The organism is Allobosea sp. AAP35, assembly GCF_001295925.1.
GTDB lineage: Bacteria > Pseudomonadota > Alphaproteobacteria > Rhizobiales > Beijerinckiaceae > Allobosea.
Genome location: NZ_LJHQ01000004.1, coordinates 1 through 18838, shown reverse-complemented (window position 1 = coordinate 18838; position 18838 = coordinate 1). Strand labels below are relative to the sequence as shown.

The 18838-nt window shown below is 66.5% G+C and carries 20 protein-coding genes; 10 read left to right on the top strand and 10 right to left on the bottom strand.

What is annotated here, in order from left to right; genetic code table 11:
- Nucleotides 1–8 precede the first annotated feature (8 nt).
- From IP69_RS03640 to IP69_RS03595, 10 genes are all read right to left on the bottom strand, one after another.
- Nucleotides 9–716, bottom strand: a complete 708-nt coding sequence (locus IP69_RS03640) for a glutathione S-transferase N-terminal domain-containing protein (RefSeq protein ID WP_054141464.1) — start codon at nucleotides 714–716, stop codon at nucleotides 9–11.
- Nucleotides 717–1047: 331 nt separating this feature from the next.
- Nucleotides 1048–2070, bottom strand: coding sequence for a cyclase family protein (locus IP69_RS03635; RefSeq protein WP_054141463.1), 1023 nt, complete (start codon nucleotides 2068–2070; stop codon nucleotides 1048–1050).
- Complete coding sequence (locus IP69_RS03630; protein WP_054141462.1) at nucleotides 2067–3167, bottom strand: NAD-dependent epimerase/dehydratase family protein; 1101 nt, start codon at nucleotides 3165–3167, stop codon at nucleotides 2067–2069. The genes IP69_RS03635 and IP69_RS03630 overlap by 4 nt, the downstream gene beginning before the upstream one ends.
- Nucleotides 3168–3175: 8 nt before the next feature.
- Complete coding sequence (locus IP69_RS03625; RefSeq protein ID WP_054141461.1) at nucleotides 3176–4336, bottom strand: acyl-CoA dehydrogenase family protein; 1161 nt, start codon at nucleotides 4334–4336, stop codon at nucleotides 3176–3178.
- Between the two features lie 46 nt (nucleotides 4337–4382).
- Nucleotides 4383–5246 carry a MaoC family dehydratase gene (locus tag IP69_RS03620; RefSeq protein WP_054141460.1) on the bottom strand — a complete coding sequence of 288 codons (864 nt, stop codon included), beginning with the start codon at nucleotides 5244–5246 and terminating at the stop codon, nucleotides 4383–4385.
- 2 nt (nucleotides 5247–5248) lie between these two features.
- Nucleotides 5249–6175: an SDR family oxidoreductase gene (locus IP69_RS03615; RefSeq protein WP_197279658.1), complete on the bottom strand. Its 927-nt coding sequence runs from the start codon at nucleotides 6173–6175 to the stop codon at nucleotides 5249–5251.
- Between the two features lie 19 nt (nucleotides 6176–6194).
- Complete coding sequence (locus IP69_RS03610; RefSeq protein ID WP_054141459.1) at nucleotides 6195–7343, bottom strand: thiolase; 1149 nt, start codon at nucleotides 7341–7343, stop codon at nucleotides 6195–6197.
- On the bottom strand, nucleotides 7340–7726 hold the full coding sequence (locus IP69_RS03605) for an OB-fold domain-containing protein (RefSeq protein WP_054141458.1): 387 nt from the start codon (nucleotides 7724–7726) through the stop codon (nucleotides 7340–7342). The genes IP69_RS03610 and IP69_RS03605 overlap by 4 nt, the downstream gene beginning before the upstream one ends.
- Nucleotides 7723–8277, bottom strand: a complete 555-nt coding sequence (locus IP69_RS03600) for a hypothetical protein (protein WP_054141457.1) — start codon at nucleotides 8275–8277, stop codon at nucleotides 7723–7725. The genes IP69_RS03605 and IP69_RS03600 overlap by 4 nt, the downstream gene beginning before the upstream one ends.
- Entirely contained in the window at nucleotides 8277–9032 is a 756-nt protein-coding gene (locus tag IP69_RS03595) for an enoyl-CoA hydratase-related protein (RefSeq protein WP_197279656.1), read from the bottom strand. Before IP69_RS03595 ends, IP69_RS03600 begins: the two co-directional genes overlap by 1 nt.
- A gap of 353 nt (nucleotides 9033–9385) precedes the next feature.
- Between IP69_RS03595 and IP69_RS03590 the strand changes: the two genes are divergently transcribed.
- The 10 genes from IP69_RS03590 to IP69_RS03545 all read left to right on the top strand — a co-directional run.
- The gene (locus IP69_RS03590; protein ID WP_082358924.1) at nucleotides 9386–10558 is read left to right on the top strand and encodes an ABC transporter substrate-binding protein; all 1173 of its coding nucleotides are present in this window, start codon (nucleotides 9386–9388) and stop codon (nucleotides 10556–10558) included.
- Nucleotides 10559–10650: 92 nt separating this feature from the next.
- Nucleotides 10651–11427 (top strand): ATP-binding cassette domain-containing protein, encoded by a 777-nt coding sequence (locus IP69_RS03585; protein ID WP_054141455.1) that lies wholly within the window; start codon nucleotides 10651–10653, stop codon nucleotides 11425–11427.
- Nucleotides 11424–12155, top strand: coding sequence for an ABC transporter ATP-binding protein (locus IP69_RS03580; RefSeq protein WP_054141454.1), 732 nt, complete (start codon nucleotides 11424–11426; stop codon nucleotides 12153–12155). The genes IP69_RS03585 and IP69_RS03580 overlap by 4 nt, the downstream gene beginning before the upstream one ends.
- The gene (locus IP69_RS03575; protein WP_054141453.1) at nucleotides 12152–13018 is read left to right on the top strand and encodes a branched-chain amino acid ABC transporter permease; all 867 of its coding nucleotides are present in this window, start codon (nucleotides 12152–12154) and stop codon (nucleotides 13016–13018) included. The genes IP69_RS03580 and IP69_RS03575 overlap by 4 nt, the downstream gene beginning before the upstream one ends.
- On the top strand, nucleotides 13018–14022 hold the full coding sequence (locus tag IP69_RS03570; RefSeq protein ID WP_082358921.1) for a branched-chain amino acid ABC transporter permease: 1005 nt from the start codon (nucleotides 13018–13020) through the stop codon (nucleotides 14020–14022). Before IP69_RS03575 ends, IP69_RS03570 begins: the two co-directional genes overlap by 1 nt.
- Complete coding sequence (locus IP69_RS03565) at nucleotides 14019–15203, top strand: acyl-CoA dehydrogenase family protein (RefSeq protein WP_054141452.1); 1185 nt, start codon at nucleotides 14019–14021, stop codon at nucleotides 15201–15203. Before IP69_RS03570 ends, IP69_RS03565 begins: the two co-directional genes overlap by 4 nt.
- Before the next feature lie 14 nt (nucleotides 15204–15217).
- Nucleotides 15218–15865 carry a TetR/AcrR family transcriptional regulator gene (locus tag IP69_RS03560; RefSeq protein ID WP_197279654.1) on the top strand — a complete coding sequence of 216 codons (648 nt, stop codon included), beginning with the start codon at nucleotides 15218–15220 and terminating at the stop codon, nucleotides 15863–15865.
- The gene (locus IP69_RS03555; RefSeq protein WP_082358918.1) at nucleotides 15862–17193 is read left to right on the top strand and encodes an AMP-binding protein; all 1332 of its coding nucleotides are present in this window, start codon (nucleotides 15862–15864) and stop codon (nucleotides 17191–17193) included. The genes IP69_RS03560 and IP69_RS03555 overlap by 4 nt, the downstream gene beginning before the upstream one ends.
- A gap of 4 nt (nucleotides 17194–17197) precedes the next feature.
- The gene (locus tag IP69_RS03550) at nucleotides 17198–18310 is read left to right on the top strand and encodes a CoA transferase (protein ID WP_054141451.1); all 1113 of its coding nucleotides are present in this window, start codon (nucleotides 17198–17200) and stop codon (nucleotides 18308–18310) included.
- Nucleotides 18307–18838: SDR family NAD(P)-dependent oxidoreductase (locus tag IP69_RS03545; RefSeq protein ID WP_156323270.1), on the top strand; the 532-nt coding region annotated here is incomplete at its 3' end. The genes IP69_RS03550 and IP69_RS03545, both read left to right, overlap by 4 nt.

The following is an 18838-nucleotide window of genomic DNA, read 5'->3' as shown; positions in this document are numbered from 1 at the left end:
GGTCTAGATCAGCGTGCCTTCTGTCCGAACAGGATCGCCTTCTCCTCCGGCGTGCTGATGCCGGCAGGGTTGCGCAGTTCCTCGCCGACCTTGAGGCCGCGCACTACGGCCGGGCGCGCCATCATGGTGTCGAGCCAGCGCGCGACATGGGGGAAGTGGGTGAGATCCTGGCCCTGCTTTTCCCAGCCGCGGGCCCAGCCGATGCAGGCCATGTCGGCGATCGAATAATCGCCGCAGATGTAGTCGCGCCCCTCGAGCCGCCGGTTCAGCACGCCATAGAGCCGGTTGCTCTCATTGGTGTAGCGCTCGATGGCATAGGGCACTGGCTCGGGCGCGTAGATGCGGAAATGATGGGTCTGGCCCAGCATCGGCCCGAAGCCGCCCATCTGCCAGAACAGCCACTCGTCGACGCAGACGCGGGCGCGCTCGTCGGTCGGGTAGAACTGGCCGGTCTTGCGACCGAGATATTGCAGGATCGCCCCCGATTCGAAGACCGAGATCGGCTGGCCGTCCGGGCCTTCCGGGTCGATGATCGCGGGCATGCGGTTATTGGGCGAAATCGCCAGGAATTCCGGCTTGAACTGGTCGCCCTTGCCAATGTTCACCGGCACGATCTGATAGGGCAGCCCGCATTCCTCCAGCATGATGCTGATCTTGTGCCCGTTCGGAGTGGGCCAGTAATACAGGTCGATCGGCTTGGTCTGGCTGGCGGACATGGCGTGGCTTCCGTTCAGAAGGGAGCGTGAGGCCAAGATGTGTAGTCCGCTTCGGCGCCGCGAGCAATCTCAGTGACTTAAGTACCCCAGCCACCAAAGTGGCTGGGCACTGGGGTTCTGAGACACTCTCAAAACGAGCCAAAGAACGACATTGTCGTGGGAATTTGACTGTTTTTGAGATCACCGAGGCTCTTTCGCGCAGCGCAGTGGTGGACCTTGGTCAACCAGATTTTCGAGGGCCATGTCTGGCGCTACGGGTGTGTCCACTTTCGAACAGACTCTGATTTCCAAGCTCGATTTTCACGGCCTTCAGATCCCCTTGTGTGGCGATCTAGACGGTCGCAATGGGCGTCACGGGAGAGCCCACCGCCCCCGGAAGCCGCAGCGGTGGTGCCGTCAGCATAAATCGCCAGCGCCCATTGGCGCGCAGCCATTGGGCCAGCTCGGCAAAGTACCAGAGCTCTCCGAGATGGATGCCCTGCTTGAACAGGCAGTGATTGTGCAACGGCAGGCCAGGGAAGCTCTCGCCCACCGCCGGCCGCGCCGGATACGCCTCGACCGCGAAATTATCGGCGCAGATCGCCACCAGCCCCGACTGTGTGATCCAGTCAAGCAGGCGGGTATCGCGCCCGTCGAGGACCGCACAGGAGCGCGAGAGCACGTCCCCATCCGGCTTCCGGTTCATCTCGAGGATGAGGTCGGCAAAGCCGGTATACAGGCACAGGAAATCGCCGGTCTCGACCGTGACCTTCTGCACGTCGAGCTGGCGCATCAACTCGTCATAGCCGATCAGCGCGCGCTGTCGCCCGTAGGTTGCCTCCAGGTCGACAAGCACCCCGCGTCCCTGCACGCCGGCAATGGCAAAGTTCTCGATGCCAAGCTTATGGGCGCCGAAGCCGCGCTCGGCATCGTCAGGTCCCACAATGTCGATGCCGCCGCGATAGCCGTTGTAGTAGACCTTTTCCGCCACCCCATCGCCGTCGGCGTCAAACATCTGGCCGACATGGCCAAAGCCATCCCATTGTGTCGAGTATTGCAGGTAGATCAGCACCGCATCGTCCGACACGACGTCGCAAAACTCGCTGCAGACATGGGAGAGGCGAAAGTTGAAGTTGTGACCGTCACCGCGCTTCTCGTGGCGGAAGACCGGCTCGCGCCGCAGCGAAAACAACTCGTTGCCGCCGGGGTAATCAAGCGGCAGGCTAAGGGCAAAGGCCATGCCCTCCCGGATCTCGGCGGCTGCGGCGCGGCGTCGCTCCGGAGTCAACAGGTTGAGCCTGCCGATCTGGTCGTCGGGGCCGAAATCGCCCCAATTCGAGCCTTCGGGACGGTTGACCCAGCGGCGGGTTGTCATCGGCGTCTCTCCTTCTCCGGTCCAGGGATGACCCGGCGGGCGATCAGCGCCCCGATCAGCTCGCGGAACATCCGCTCGGTGTCGATGCAGTCTGCAAAGCCGGACTCGCGCAGCTTGATCGTGCTGACCAGCGCTGGCGGCGGCGGCCGGATCGCGCCCGTCGCCATCGTGAAGTCGGCGTAATGGTGCGACTGGCCGAGAAGCGCGGCCAGTGACGATGGTCGAAGTCCGTGCCGCGCGACGACGCGCGCCCAGATCTGCTCCTGCGCCGGGAGCCATTCGCCGAGCCCCAACGGCTCCGGCTCCGATGGAGCATGACCCAGCGCATCCGCGATCACCGGCCACATGTCGGGCCAGGAAAACACGTCGCCATTGGTGATGTTGAACGTCTCGTTACGGGCGCCCTGTGCCTCCGCCGCCCACAGCAGGGCGCGAGCGATGAGCCGCGCGTCGACCGCCTCAAGCAGGTAACCCGGCCCGCCCGGGTAGGCGAAGGGCCGGCCGAGCTCCCGGCACAGGCCGGCGAAAGTTCCCAGCACCGGCACGATGTTCATCGCGACACCGGCCGCATCGCCGAAAACCACTTGGGGGCGGAAGATGGTGACCGCCGTGCCGTGCGCGGCCAGGTGCTCCTTGGCCCAGTCCTCCTGCAGCCAGTAGAAGTTGCGATGCGGATGGCGCGGCCAACTCTCGCGCGCCGGCGAGGCGATCGGCTTCAGATGGACGCCGTAGGCCTTGGTGCCCTGGAACAGGCTGAGGTGATCGAGCGCGCCGCGCTCGCGCAGCGGCGTCATCAGATTGCGCAGCATGGCGAGATTGGTCGCCATCTGCTCCTCGTCGCGCCAGCCGGCGACGAGGCCGGGCTTTTCATAGAGAGCGGCGTAGACGACATGGGTGACCGGCCCGGCCTCCCGCGCGGCAGCGATGCAGGCGTCGGGGTCGCCCAGATCCACCGGCAAATGCCGCCATGCGGGCGAGGCAGGCAGATCCGGTGGACGACGCGAGACAGCGATCACCTCCCAGCCCGCGGCGGCGAAGGCGGCCACCGCCGGCTGGCCGATGACGCCCGAGGCGCCTGCGATGAGGACACGCCGCATCAACGCGCTCAGCGCCTCTGATCGAAGCGGCGGCCGACGAGATCCGCTGCGATATTGACCTTCTGGATGTCGATCGCGCCGCCAGCGATGCCCCAACCCCAGGCATCCCGCAGACGGCGCTCCATGCCGTATTCCTTGGCGTAGCCGTAACCGCCCATGAGTTGCAGCGCTGTTCCCGTGACCTCCCGTGTCGCCTCGTTGACGAAGCACTTGGCCAGCGCAGCCTCGCGCGAAGCCGGCAGTCCGTTGCCGGCATTGGCCGCGGCGCGGTGGATCAGGAGCCGTGCGGCCTCGACCTTCATCGCCATCTCGGCGAGCCGGATCTGCACAGCCTGGAAATCGACGATCGCCTTGCCGAACTGCTTGCGCTCCTGAACGTAGGTCGTGACCTGTTCGAGCGCGCCGGCGGCGACGCCGAGCGCCATGGTCGCGTTGCCCAGCCGCTCGATGTTGAACAGGCCCATCAGGCTGCCGAAGCCGCCCGGCCCCACGAGCAACTGCTCGCGCGGCACGCGCACCGCATCAAAATTCATGTCGGCCGAGGGCACCCCGCGAAAGCCCATCAACTCTTCCTGCTGGCCGAAGCTGAGGCCAGGCGTGTCACGGTCAACGAAGACGGCGCCGACACCCTTGGCGCCTGGCACGCCGTCGAAACGGCAGAACACGACATAGCCTTCGGAGTGGCCGGCGCCCGAGCACCAGCGCTTGGCACCGTCGATCACGATCATGTCGCCCTCGAAGCGCGCCGTCGTGCGCAGATCGGTGAGCGCGGTGCCCGCATCGGGCTCCGACATCGAGATCGCGACGAGCATCTCGCCCGCCACCACCTGCGGCACCACGCGCTGCGCGAGTGCGGGCTGACCCAGAGCCTCGACGATGCGCACGGGACCGGCGCAGCATTCGAAGACGGGAAAGGCGACGCCGACGGAGACCTTGGCGAACTCCTCCATCACCAGCAGCGCGTCGAGCAGCGGCAGGCCGAGGCCGCCATGCTCCTCGCGGGTGTTGATGCCGAAGAAGCCGAGATCGGCATAGCGCTTCATCCAGGCGCGCGGCACCGGATGGGCGGTCTTCTCGACCTCTATGGCGAGCGGGCCGAGTTCATTGCGGGCGAAGCGTCGCGCGCTGTCCTGGAGCGCGCGCTGCTCCTCGCTCAGGCTGAAATCCATGGTCGTCCTCCCGGCCCGGCCTCATGAGCCGGCCCTCATTGTCGTCTCAGGCGTCGTAGGTGAAGCGTCCGTTGGCGATGACAGTGGCGTCGCGGTCGGCGACACGGCAGCGGAAGGCCGCCTGCCCCTCGCCTTCCCGCCAGATGTCGGTCGTGATCGTCTCGCCGGGATAGACCGGTGCCGAAAAGCGGGCGTCGATGGCGCGGAAGCGGCCGGGCTCGTATCCGCATAGCGCTTTCATCAGGGCATGGCCGGCGATGCCATAGGTCGCCAGACCATGCAGGATCGGCCGTTCATAGCCGGCTTTGGCCGCGGTCGCCGGGTCGGCGTGGAGCGGGTTGAGGTCGCCCGACAGCCGGTAGATCAATGCGAGTTGCGGGTGGGTCGGCAGCGCGATGGAAAGATCCGCAGCCCGGTCGGGTGTGGGGTGAGGCCTGCGCGGGCTTTCACTCTTGCCGCCGAAGCCGCCATCGCCGCGGCAGAAGACGGTCTGGAGCAGGGTCGCCAGCAAGACGCCATCCGCCCCATTCCTGATCTCGCGCTCGGCATAGACCAGCGCGCCCTTGCCCGGCCCCTTGTCGACGATATCGACAATGCGCGTACGACCGACGATCTCGCCCTCAGGCGGCAGCGGCTGGTGCATCGTCATCGCCTGCTCGCCATGGACGACCTTGACCCAGTCGATGCCGGTATCGAGGTGGCGCATCCAGAATCCGGGATAGGCAAGCACATTGGCCATCGTCGGCACGGCCTTGAGCTTTGTCTCGTCGACGAAGGCGAGTTGCCCCTCGTCGAGCGGATCGAGACCGAAGCCGAGTCCGAGCGCGTAGACCACGCTGTCGCGCCAGGAATAGCGTTGACGGATCTCGGGGAAATCGAGCGCGTAAAGCTTGCCGGGATCAAGCGCCATGGTCAGACCGGGTCCCAGGAGAACACGTCCGCCGAGCGTTCCAACGGAGTCAGAGAGGGGCCGAACGCACCCGGCAACTGCTCGGCCAGCGCCTCCGGCGTCCAGCCATCCCCGCGATGCAGGCCACGCACAGGTCGCGGCTGGCTCATCAGGAAGATCTCGTTGTTGCGGACGGCGAAGACCTGGCCGGACACCCCGCTGGCGGCATCCGAGGCGAGGAAGACGACCATCGGCGAGATCTTTTCCGGGGTCATCTGCTTGAGCTTGGCGACCCGGATCTTGTCGGCCTCGGTCTCGGTCGGGATCGAGGAGACCATCCGGCTCCACGCGAAGGGCGCGATGCAGTTGGAGCGGACGTTGAAGCGCTGCAGGTCCATCGCAATCGAGCGTGACAGGCCGACGATTCCAAGCTTGGCAGCCATGTAGTTCGCCTGCCCGAAATTGCCGATCAGGCCCGCGGTTGATGTCATATGGATCAAGGACCCGCTCGCCTGCTGGCGGAAATAGGTCGCGGCGGCACGGCTGACGTTGAAGGAACCGTGCAGATGAACATCGATGACAGCGCGCCATTCGTCGGGCGTCATGCGATGGAAGATGGCGTCGCGCAGGATGCCGGCATTGTTGACGACGATGTCGATGCGCCCGAAGCTGTCGAGTGCCTGCTGGACGATCCGGTTGGCGCTGTCGGTCTCGACCACCGAGTCGCGGTTGCCGACGGCCCGCCCGCCGGCTGCGCGAATTGCTGCAGCGGCTTCATCGGCGGCTGAGGCGTTTTCGCTTTCTCCGGTCAGCGTGACGCCGACATCGTTGACGACGACCGAGGCACCGGCCTTCGCCAGGCCCTCGGCGATGGCGCGGCCGACGCCCTGCCCCGCCCCGGTGACGATCGCGACCTTTCCGGTCAACATGCCGTTCGGCTGCTCGTTCATGTGATCTCCTTTCGTCCTGTCAAAGCGTCGCGGACGTGCCCAGGATCGCGGTGGCCTGGCTGGAGAGAACCCCGCCATTGGCATGCGCCAGCGCGACCTCGCAGCCCTCGACCTGCCGGGCCCCGGCGGCGCCGCGCAATTGCTCCGCGGCCTCGATGACGGTGAAGAGCCCGTACATGCCGGGATGATTGCAGGAGAGGCCGCCGCCATTCGTGTTGACCGGAAGCGAGCCGCCGGGCGCGATCGCGCCGCTGGCGACGAACGCTCCGCCCTCGCCCTTGGCGCAGAACCCCAGATCCTCGAGGAACATCAGCGTCGTGATCGTGAAGGCGTCGTAGAGCATGACATGATCGACATCGCGCGCAGCGATGCCTGCGGCGGCATAGGCCAGCCTCCCGGACTCGACCGCCGCCGTGGTCGAGAGGTCGGGCATCGCTGCGATCTGGCGGTGACTGACACACGCTCCCGTGCCGAGGAGGTAGACCGGCTTCGCACGCAGATCCTTCGCACGTTCGGTCCGTGTCAGGATCAGTGCCGCGCCGCCATCCGTCACGAGGCAGCAATCGGCCTTCGTCAGCGGATCGCTGACCATGCGCGAGGCCAGCACCTCGTCGCGCGTCAGCGGGCCGCGTGCGTAGGCGTGCGGGTTGAGGTTGGCCCAGGCCCTGGCCGCGAGAGCGACTTCGGCAAGGTGCTCGCGGGTCGTGCCGTAATCATGCATGTGCCGCGCGGCAGCGAGGGCATAGCTCGAAATCGGATAGCGCGGCCGATAGGGCGCCTCGTAGGGCTGTGGATCCGGCATCGAGACGAGTTTGCCGCCGGCGCTGAGCTGGTTCGAACCATAGACCACGAGGGCCACGTCACAGAGCCCATGGACCAGCGCGGAGGCGGCCGATTGCAGGTGAAACAGGAAGGAGGCGCCGCCCACCATCGTCCCGTCGGCATGGCGGGGCCTGATACCGAGCTTCTCCGCCATGTTCAGGATCGGCAGGCCCGAGGAGGAGATCGAGCAGAACAGCCCGTCGACGTCCTTCAGGGAGAGCCCGCAATCCTCCAGCGCGAGCACGGCGGCTTCCTGCGCCTGATCGAAAGGCGTCCGCCCCGGCGCGTTCCAGCGTTTCGTGTTGCCCACGCCGACGATCGCGGTCTTGCCACGCAACGCGCTCATGCCCCGTCTCCCGCAGGGTGGAAGACGAGATGCGGCTGCGGCTCCGCGACGATCCGGGCCGACACGGCAAGGCCGATCGCGACCGCCTCGGGCGCGATGCCGTCGACCCGGCTCATCAGCCGTGCCCCCTCCGCAAGCTCGATGATCGCGACATTGTAGGCGCCATCGCGCTCCCGCACCGTCGTCGTGGAATACACCGTGCCGCGTCCGGAAGGCTCGATCCAGCCGAGATCGGCCGAACCGCACGCCGCGCAGACCAGCGCGGGGGGGTGCCGCGTCGTGGCGCAGGCCCGGCACTGCTGCAGGGTGATGCGGCCTTCGTGCAGCGCTGCGGCGAAGACATCGTCAGGGCCGGGCCCGTCGAAGCGAGGATCGGTGCTCATGCCGCGTCGTCCTCGTCGAGACCTGTGAGATCGAATGCAAGCGCCTCAGCGAACGGCAATTCGAGCGCAGCCCTGAGGGCTCGCTTGCGACTGCCGAAACCGGCATCGAAGCGCTCCACGAGAACCTCTGGCAGCTCCCGGCTCGCCAGACCGACCACCACCAGATCATCGAGCGTCGCGGGTGCGTCCAGCAGAAGAGCACGGGCCAGCTTCCGGCCGCCGCGACGCACAGCAAGCGCTGCGAGCCCGGGCGTATCGCGCCAGCCCTCGGCCAGCGCCGAGTCCGGCCTCAGGCTCGCGACGTCGGCGGCGAGCAGCAGGGCAAGCCCGCGCTGGCCCAGGACCCCGGCGCAATCCGCGATCATCGGACGGGGCGCCTCGACGACCAGCGTCAGCCATGCGGCCGCGCTGCTCGCATCGTGCAGCAGGGCGCCCAGATCGCCTCCGATCAGGACTGGCGAGGCCCCGGGCGTCCGGAACGCCTTGCGCAGGGCAGCGGCAAAGGCGGCATCGTCGCCGTCCATGACGATCCGAAGCAGTTCGCCGGCCATCAACGACCTCCGTAGCGCGGAGGGCGCTTCTCGAGGAAGGCACGGGTGCCTTCCTTGGCATCCTCGGTGGCGAGCAGGCCGGCCATCAGCGCGACCTCATGGGCGAGCGCGGCGTCCAGCGACATCCGGCCCCGGGCGCGCAGTGCCGCTTTGATGGTGGCCGTGGCCAGCGGCGCCTTTTCCGCCATCGCCCGCGCCCGCCGCCGCACATGAGCGCCCAGATATTCAGCCCGCACGACAGCATCGACCAGACCGGACCGGCGCGCCGCGAAAGCGTCGATCAGGCCGCCCTCAAAGGCCGCGAGCGCCTGAAGTCCAGACCCGGTCCGCTCACGCCACAGCTGCGTGCCGCCTGCCCCTGGAATGATGCCGAGATTGATCTCCGGCTGGCCGAAGACCGCAGTATCGGCAGCAATGATGATGTCGCAGGCAAGCGCCAGTTCGCAGCCACCGCCGAGGCAGTAGCCCGACACGGCTGCGATCATCGGCTTCTCGCAGGCCCTGATCGCGTCGAATGCACGGCGCGTCGGCGAGGCGAGATAGCTTGCCGGATTGTGACCGGCGATCACGTCGATATCGGCACCAGCCGAAAAGTCGGCGCCGCCGGCCAGCACGATCACGCGCACCGAAGGATCCAGTGCCGCAGCCGCCATCGCCCCCGAGAGCGCAGACAAAATCTCGGGATTGAGCGCGTTGCGGGCTTCCGGGCGCTCGATCGTCAGGGTCAGGACCCCGTCGACCACAGCGGACAGCACGGGAGCGCCAGCGCGCCTGGAGAGGATGTCATCGGACATGGCGGCAAAGGTAGATACTCTTGGGTATGTTTTGCAAGGGGCAATTCTGAGGCTCCTTGGATCGCAATTGCAGATGCCAGGCGAGCGCAGAGGTTACCAACGGTTTCGGCTCACCTGCGATTTGGGAGGCAGCAAATCACATGAAATGCTGCATCTGCGAAGTTTATGGCAGCAATGCTGCCCTACACGGCATCGTCGACCTCCACGACGCCTCGCCCGCCACCGCATCGGCACAGGTACGGTTGACAGGGCGACATACCTATCGGTATGTTCGCGATAGAGACGAAAAGTCCGGAATATCCAGGGAGGAATGCATGTCAAACCAACTGATCGTCACACGACGCACAGCATTGCTGGGAGCCGCCGCCGGCTTGCTCGCCAGCCGCACCGCCTTCGCCCAAGGCGCTTCGGGCCCGATCAAGGTCGGCGTGATCATGCCGCTCAGCGGCGGCGCGGGTCCGCAGGGCCAGCATGTCACGCAGGCGATCCAGTCCATGGCGGCCCTGATCAATGCGAAGGGCGGCGTAATGGGCCGGCAGATCGAGATCATGGCGCGTGACGACGAATCGGTCCCTGCCGTCGGCGTGTCCCGCGCCAACGAGCTGATCTCGGCAGGTGTCTCGGTGATCATCGAGGGTTGGAACAGCCCGGTGACGCTTGCGATGCAGCCGGTCATCAACCGCGCCGGCATCCTCGACATCACGGCGATTTCAAAGGCCGACCCGATCCTCTCCGGCGAGGGCAACAAGCTCGCCATCCGGCTGAACAGCTCGAACGCGCAGGACGGGGCGGTCATGGCGAATTACATCGCCAACATCGCCAAGGCCAAGCGCGTCGCTTTCCTCACGCAGAATGACGCTTACGGCAACGGCGCTCAGGCCTCGATCGAGGCGGAACTCAAGAAGCTCAACTATGATTACGAGAAGGTCTCGGAGGAGAAGTTCCCCTTCGCCCAGGCGGATTTCCGCGTAGCGCTGACCAATGTCCGCGGCGCCAGGCCCGACGTGACCATCGCGATAAACGCCAATGAGGGTCTCGGCATGCCGGCCCTGATCCGGCAGGCCTCACAGAGCCGGCTGCCCGGACAGCTCGTCGCAGCCGTAGGCACCATCGCGCCGAGCGTGATCAAGATCGCCGGCGAAGCCTCCGAGGGGCTGGTCGGAGCCGACATTTACTTCCCCGACGTCGAGCCCTTCGCCTCGAACCCACGCAACAAGGAATTCGTCGCCAAGACGGAGGAGATGTTCAAGTACACGCCCGACAAGTTCATGGCACTGGGCGCAGGGGCGCTCGAGGCCTGGGCTCAGGCTGCCAACGAGGTCAAATCGCTGGACAAGGAGCCGGTCGCCAACCGCATCCGCGGCGGCACCTTCGCCAACACGATCTTCGGCGAGATGGCGTTCGAGCCCAACGGCCAGCTCAAGAGCCGGCACTACCTCTTCACGGTCAAGGGCCAGAAGCTCGTGGTGGATACGGCAAAGGGCTGATTTTGCCTCATCGCACGATCGCCCCGACCGAACCGCCTGCCGGAGCCATCTCCGGCAGACCCTCGCCCCTGGCCACCGGACAACGCACACCGATGACCGCACCGAACGCACCGCTTCTGAGCGTCGAGGGACTGGGTGTCACCTATGGGGCGCTCGTGGCGCTTGACGCGGTGAGCTGGCACGTCAACCGCGGAGAGATCCTGGGCATCATCGGCCCGAATGGCGCGGGTAAAAGCTCCTGCTACGACGCCGTGACGCATATGACGGTCCGGCGCGGCCGCGTAGCGCTCGACGGCGATGACGTGACGGCGATCCCCGCCAGCCAACTCGCTGCGCGCGGCCTCAAGCGTGCCTTCCAGCAGAACGCTTTCTTTCATGACATCACGGTCGCGGAGAACATGCTGACCGTGATGCAGGACAGGTTCGGAACGGGCCTTCTCGCGACGGCCTTGATGCCTTGGCGTGAGGCTGCCGCCCGCCGCGAGGCGTGCGAGGTTGGGCGCGCCGTGCTCGTGCGTTTTGGCATCCCGGAAGAGCTGCATGATTTGCGGCCAGGCAACATACCCTACGGCTCGCAGCGCCTGCTCTCGATCGCTCTGGCGTATGGATCGGGCGCGCGCGTGCTGATGCTCGACGAGCCGGCAGCGGGTCTCGGCGGCGCCGACATGGTGAAGCTGGTCGCCCTGCTGCGTGCGCTTCGTGATGAAGGTCTCGCGCTGGTCGTGATCGAACATCACATGGACCTGATCATGGGGGTCGCCGACCGAATCGTCGTGCTCGACCAGGGCCGGCTGCTCGCAACGGGGACGCCCCGCGAAATCCAGACCGACCGCCGCGTCCTCGAGGCCTATCTGGGGCGCACGGCATGAGCGCGATTCTCGAAACCCACGATCTCGTCGTCGCCTATGGCGGCAACCAGGCGCTGGCCGTGCCACATCTTGCGGTGGCGCGCGGCGAACTCGTCGGCGTGGTCGGCGCCAACGGCGCCGGCAAGTCGACCCTGGTCAATTCCCTGCTGGGCTGGTCGCGCGGGCGACCGCGCATCACCGGCAAGGTGATCCTCGAGGGGCAGGACATTTCATTGCTTCCCAGCTTCGCGCGGGTCCGCAAGGGGCTGCTCCTCATCCCGGAGGGCAAGCTGATCTTCGGCACGATGAGCGTGGCAGAGAATCTGGCCAGCGCGAGCATCGGTGCGGTTCCGGATGGGCGGAAAGCCTATTCGGTCGAGGAGATCTACGACCTCTTCCCGCGCCTGAAGGAACGGCGCGGGCATCTCGGCTCGCAGCTTTCGGGCGGCGAGCGCCAGATGCTCGGAATTGCCCGCGCGCTGCGCCTCGGTCCCTCTGCACTGCTGCTCGACGAACCCTCGATCGGACTGGCGCCCCGGCTGGTGGCGACCGTCCTGCAGACCGTCAGGCAGCTCGCCGATGACGGGCTTGCCGTGCTGCTCGTCGAGCAGAACGTCAGCGCTGCCATCGAGGTCGTCGACCGTCTCGTCCTGCTCGAGCGGGGCAGCGTCATTGCGGAGGGTCCGGCCGCCACCATGCGAGACGATCCCCGTATCGCCGAAGCCTATCTGGGAGCGCATGCGGCATGAACCTGACGCAACAGCTCATCAACGGCCTGGTGCTTGGCCATGCCTATGCCCTGATCGCGATCGGCTGGACGGTGCTGCTCGGCGTCGCCCGACTCGTGAACTTCGGCCACGGCCAGATGTACATGCTCGGCGCCTTCATGACCTGGTTTTCGGTCTCGCGTCTGGGGCTGCCCTATCTCGCCGCGATCCCCGTCGCCATGATGGCCGGCGTCGCCGTCGGTTACATCATGCAGCGCGTGATGCTGCGGCTGACGCTCGCGCAGGACCTCGTCTCGATCATGATCGTGACGCTGGGTTTCGGCTATGTGCTGCATGGCGCGGCAGGGCTCATCTTCGGCTCGACCGGGCAGATCCTGGAGACGCCGCTCTCGACGCGCGACATCTACTGGGGCGACCTCTGGTTCACATGGCAGGACATCGCGATCGTTCTGGTCGCCATGGCTTTCTTCGCGATCCTCAAATACGTCATCGACAATACCGGAATCGGCCGCACCGCACGCATGGTCGCAGAAGACCCGCCGCTGGCGCTGCTGGCGGGGATCGACGTCAAGAAGGTCTATTTCGCGGTCTTCGCTTTCGAGGGGGCGGCCGTCGCGCTAGCCGGTGCGCTGGTGGCGCCGCGTACGCCGATCTTGACTTCGATGGGCTTCGACGAGGTCATCATCACCTTTGTCGTTGTCGTCCTCGGCGGCATCGGCAGCGTCACCGGCTCCTATGTCGCGGGAATCGCGCTTGGCCTGTTCACTGCATTCTTCGGGGCCCTGGTCTCTCCCGCCTATGCCACCGCTGCCGCCTTCGGTGTTCTGATCTCCGTGCTGGTATTGCGGCCGGGCGGGCTCGCCGCAGCCCCGGGAGGCCGCTGATGAGCTCCGCCTGGAACTGGCCGCTGGCGGCACTCTTGGCCGTCGCCGGCTTCTTCGCGCCCGTGCTGCTCGGAGGCAGCCCCGCAATCTATGCCGCGCTCGTGCTGATCGCGATCTTCGCGGTGATGTCCTACGGACTCGACAGCATCGTGTCGGATCTCGGTGAGGTCAGTCTCGCGCATACCGTCTTCTTCGCAGTGGGCGCCTACGTCACCGCCCTGCTTTCGGTCCGGCTCGGCCTTGATCCGGTCGGCACGCTGGTCGGCACCATCATCGCTGCGCTGATCGCGGCCGGCGTGCTTGGCCTCATCACCCTGCGGCTGCGCGAATTCGTCTTCTCGCTCGTCACCTATGCCGTCGCGGTCGTGGCGCTGACGGTCGCGGCAAACTGGTCGTTCATTGGAGGCTCCGATGGGCTGCGCGGCATTCCCGCCTTCGAGATCGGCTGGCTCGGCATCCGCGCCGCCGGCGATGTCGAGCTCTGGCCCATTGCCTTCGTGCTGCTACTCGCAACGCTTTACGTGATGCGGTCATTCCGGCGCTCGCGACTGGGCCAGGCCGCGATCATGGTCCATCTCAATCCGCGATTGGCGACCATGTCGGGAATCGACCCTCAGCGCACGCGGCTGCAGGTGTTCCTGTTCTCGGCGCCGATCACGGCCTCGGCCGGCTGGCTCTATGCCTATCAGCGCGCCTATGTCAGCGCCGACCTGCTCGAGACGTACTTTCTCATCCTGATGCTGACGGCAGTCGTCATCATCGGCCGACGCCTGCTGCTGGGCCCGCTGATCGGCGTCGCGTTGATCCTCGCCCAGGAAAAATTCTGGTCCTTCGGCGGCTATGTCGACCGCATCATCCTCGGCAGCCTTCTCATCCTCGTGCTGGCCTATCTGCCAGGCGGGCTGTTCGGGCTCGTCCAGGCGCTTGCCGAAGCCCGTCACCGGGTCCGCGCGCGGGCCGGTGACACCTCCTCGCAAACAAGACCCCGAAAGGCCGACGCATGACGTCCGTGATCTGGCAACCCCGGTTGACCGAAGAGGCCGAAGGCTGGCGGGCAACCGCTGCGCAGCTGACCGCCGCCCATTTCGCGCCGCTCACCGAGGAGCTCGACCGGGACCAGCGCTACCCCTCGGAAAACGTCGAGAAGCTCGTCGAGAGCAGGATTGCAGGCCTCTTCATCCCGGCCGCCTATGGCGGGGTCGGAGCGAGCCTGACCGCGACGGTCGCTGCCGTCGAGACCATCGGCATGGGCTGCTCTTCCACTGCCGCCATCGTCTGCGCCTGCCAGTTGGGCGCGTTCCCGGTGCTGCTCGCCGGCCGGGAGGACCAGAAGACGTTTTATCTCGGCGCCATGGCGAAGGGCACCGCGACCAGCTTCGCCCTATCGGAGCGCTCGACCGGCTCTGACGCCGCCGCCATCACGGCGACCGCCGTGCGCGAGGGCGAGAGCTGGCGCATCCGCGGCGAAAAGTACTGGATCGGGAACGGCGGGATCGCGCGCTATTACGTCGTCTTCGCCAAGACGGACCCCGACGCCGGAGGGCGCGGGATCTCCGCATTCATGGTCGACAAGGAGGCCGACGGCGTCGTGATCGACGAACTCTCCGACAAGATGGGCATCCGGGGCACGCAGACCTCCAATCTCAAGCTCGACACGCTGGTGCCGGACTCGGCCCGTATCGGCGAGGTCGACCGCGCGCTGAGGCTTGCCTTCCAGACGCTGAACGTCGGCCGCATCATGGTCGCGGCGCAATCGCTTGGGCTTGCTTTGGCCTGTTACCGCGAAGCCTCGCGACGCGCGGTTTCACGCGAGGCGTTCGGCAAGCCGATCATTGAGAACCAGGGTATCGGCTACAAGCTCGCCGACATGGCGGTCGAGATCTCGGCTGCCCGCTTGATGCTTTACGAGGCCGCCGCCGCTTATGATGCAGGGCGAGACGTCGCCGATCTCGGTGCGATGGCCAAGCTCTACGGCTCGGAGGTGGCGCATCGCGCAGCCGATGCCGCAGTACAGATCTGGGGCGGTTTCGGCTATTGTAAGCCCAGCGTCGTTGAGCGGCTCTACCGCGATCAGCGCATCCTCGAGATCTATGAGGGCACTTCCGAGATCCAGCGTCTCGTGCTCGCACGCGCCATCCGCAAGGAGGCCGAGAACGCGATCGCGGCCGAAGGAGCGCCCGCCTGACGAAAGAGCTCCCCATGCAGCCTGCCCTCACCTCTCGCGTCACCGAAGACGCAAGCCAGTCGCGCAACCAGATCATCCGTGCCGCCGCGGAGGTGTTCATGGAGTTTGGCTACGCGGCCAGCACGATCGATGCTGTCGCCGAGCGGTTGGGCGCCACGAAGGGGCGCATCTATCACTACTACCGCAGCAAGGCGGAACTCTATTTCGACGTCCAGATCTTGGCGATGGAACTGCTTCTCGCCGAGATCGGACCGCTGGCGCGAATGGAGGGCACGCCGGAGCAACGGCTGCGGCGGATGGCTCTGCGTCACACCGAGATCCTGATGATCGAGTCCGCGACACAGAAGGTCGCGGTGCAGGGTCTCGAACGCAATCTGCTCGCCGCCGAGGCAGCCCGCCACGTCAAGAGCCTCCGTCAGATCGTGCGCATGCGCGACGAGTACGAGCAGCTCTTCGCCGAGGTCATCGACCAGGGCATCCGCGCGGGCGAATTCGTCGACCTGCCGCCGCGGCTCGCCACCAAGCCGCTGTTTGGCACGCTCAATTGGGTCACGGTCTGGTTCACCCCGCGCAAGCTGCAGCGGCGCGAAGATCTCACAGCCATCGCCACCACGCTCACCGACTACGCCATGCGCGGCATTCTGAAGGAACGAGTCCCATGATGACCGAAGCAAGACCCTATTCGGACACGATCTGGGATGAGGTCGAGACCTGGTCGCGTGACCGGATCGAGAGCTTCCAGCTCGACCGCCTCAAGCAGCAGCTCGCAAGCGTCGGTAAACGCAGCAGGCATTATGCGAAGACGTTCAGCGACACGGGCTTCGAGCCCGGCGACTTCAAGAGTCTGGACGATCTGGCGGCCCTGCCTCTGACACGCAAGCAGGACTATGTCGCCGGCCTCGACGCGCAGCCGCCCTTCGGCACGCTCGCCGCGATCGACCTCAAGGATGCCGCGCGAGTGCACTTCTCCTCCGGCACCACGGCCCGGCCTGCCCCCGTGCTCTGGACGAAGCCGGATCTCGACCGCTGGGCCGATGTCTATGCGCGCTATCTCTATGCGCAGGGTTTGCGACGCGGCGACGTCTTCCAATGCATGTTCAACTATGCCTGGTTCGTCGGCGGGCTGGGCGCGACCTACGGCGCCGAGCGCGTCGGCGCGCTGGTGATCCCGGGTTCTTCGGGAGATACGCGCCGCCAGATCGAGACGATCCAGCAATACGGCACCAAGGTCGTCATCGGCACCCCGTCCTTCATGGCTCATCTGGCCGAGACGGCCGAAGAGATGGGCTTCGACCTGCCCGGCTCGACGGTCGAGATGGTCTGCGTCGGTGGCGAGCCCGGCGCCAGCATCCCCGGCACGCGCCAGCGCATCGAGCGGCAATGGGGCGCGAAGATGTTCGACTGCTACGGTGCGCTGGAATGCCAACCGATCGGGTGGGACACCGCACTCCAGCTCGGTCCGCAATTGGCCGAGGATTACATCCACACCGAGATCCTCGACCCCGACACGCTGCAACCGGTGGAGGACGGCCAGCGCGGCGTGCTGGTGCTCACCCATCTCGACAAACAGGCTTGCCCGCTGGTTCGCTGGTGGACCGGCGACGTGGTGGTCCGCGACCGGGCCGGCACACCCGATGGGCGCACCCATGCCCGGCTGGTCGGCGGCGTCCTTGGCCGCGCGGACGATATGCTTATCATTCGTGGCGTGAACCTGTTCCCGTCGGCGGTGGAGGACATTGTTCGCGCCTTTCCTGGCACCACCAACGAATATGTTCTCGTCATCGACGACAGTGTGAAAGACGGAAGGACCGGCTTCCTCACCGGGGTGAAGCTGCGCATCGAGCGCACCGCCGACGCGCCAGACGACCTCGAATACGCGCTGACCGCCAAATTGCGCGAGACGCTCTCGGTGCGCTTCCACGTCGAGGTGCTGCCGTCTGGCACGCTGCCGCGAACGGTGCACAAGGCCAAGCGGGTGATCCAGGAGTAGCGCCATGTCGACACCGCGTCCGCTTGCCGGAAAGCGGGTTGTCGAGTTTGCCCAGTTCATCGCCGGGCCGACCGCAGCCCAACTCCTCGCCGATTTCGGCGCGGAGGTGATCAAGGTCGAGACCGCGACCGGCGACGGCTCGCGCCACCTGCCAGGGACGGACCATGGCAGCGTCTATTCGCGCTCGTTCAACACCTCCAAGGCGAGCGTGGTGATCGACACCCGCAGCGAGGAGGGTCGCGCAGCACTCGATGCCCTGCTGGCAAGCGCCGACGCGCTGGTCTGCAACGTGGCGCCGGGCGGGTTGAAGCGGCTCGGTCTCGAACCGGCGACGCTGCGCGCTCGCTACCCCCGTCTCGTCGCGACGCTGATCTCGGGATATGGCCAGCAGGATGACCGAACCTGCATGGACACGATCGCCCAGTGCGAGAGCGGCTTTGCCTGGCTCAATGGCGCGGAGGACGGCACGCCTCGGATTTCCACCTCCTGGCCAACCGACTTCTTCTCGGGCCTCTACGCCGGGCTCTCGACCGCCATGGCCCTGCTCGACCCGGCCCGCAGCCAGGGCAAGGGCTGCCTGGTCGACATCTCGATGATGGAGGTCGCCGGCGCAATGCTGCTCGGGCCGGCCGCGCTGCTTGTCAGCGAGGGCGGGGTTCCGGGCGCGCCGACCGGCAATCGCGACCGCGCCTCCGCCCCCTCGGGCGTCTATCCCTGCGCGGATGGCCACGTCTACATCTATGGGGGGCTCGATCCCTATTGGGCGAAGCTCGGGCCGCTGGTCGGCGGCCGCGCCTCGACACTGGCCGAACGACTTGCGGCGACTGCCGAGTTCGAGCGCATCGTCACCGACTGGACGGCCGGACGCACCCAGGCCGAGGTGCTGGCCGAGATGGAGCGCCTCGCCATTCCAGCCGGCCCCGTCCGACATCCGGTCGAGGCGCTGGCACGCCTGCGCGGACTGCGCCCCGGAGCGATCAGCAGCGAACTGCCGACGGGCGAGCATGTGCCCGCCTTCCCCGCCCTGTTCGACGGGCAGCGCATCCTGCGCGATCCGACGCCCCGCGTCGGCGAGCCACGCCGAAACGGCGAACGAAACCGGGAGAAGAGACGATGACCAGCGAGATCGGCAAGGCCGCGTTCAAGGTGCTGAATGAACAGGCGCTCTTGGGCATGTCCGCCTTCGTCTCCGGCGCAGGCTCCGGTATCGGCCGGGCGATCGCGGTTCGCCTGGCCGAACTCGGCGTCGCGGTATTCGGCACCGGCCGCAGGGCCGAAATGCTCGAAGACACAGCGCGGCTTTGCGCCGGCATGCCCGGCAGCTTCGCGTTCGAGCCCTGCAATGTCAGGGACACGACGGCGGTCGAGGGCTTGGTCAACCGGATTGGTGACGACCAGGGCATCGATCTTCTCGTGAACAATGCCGGTGGGCAGTTCTTCGCGCCCGCCACGGAGATCAGCCGCCGGGGCTGGGATGCGGTGATCGACCTCAACCTCTCGGCGGTCTTCACTGTGACGAAGGCGGCCTACCCGTTTCTGAAGGCGCGGCGTGGCGCAGTCGCGAACATCTCGCTCTCCGGCATCGATCGCGGCTCGATGGGGCTTGCCCATTCGATCGCGGCGCGAGCCGGCGTCCTGGGGCTCA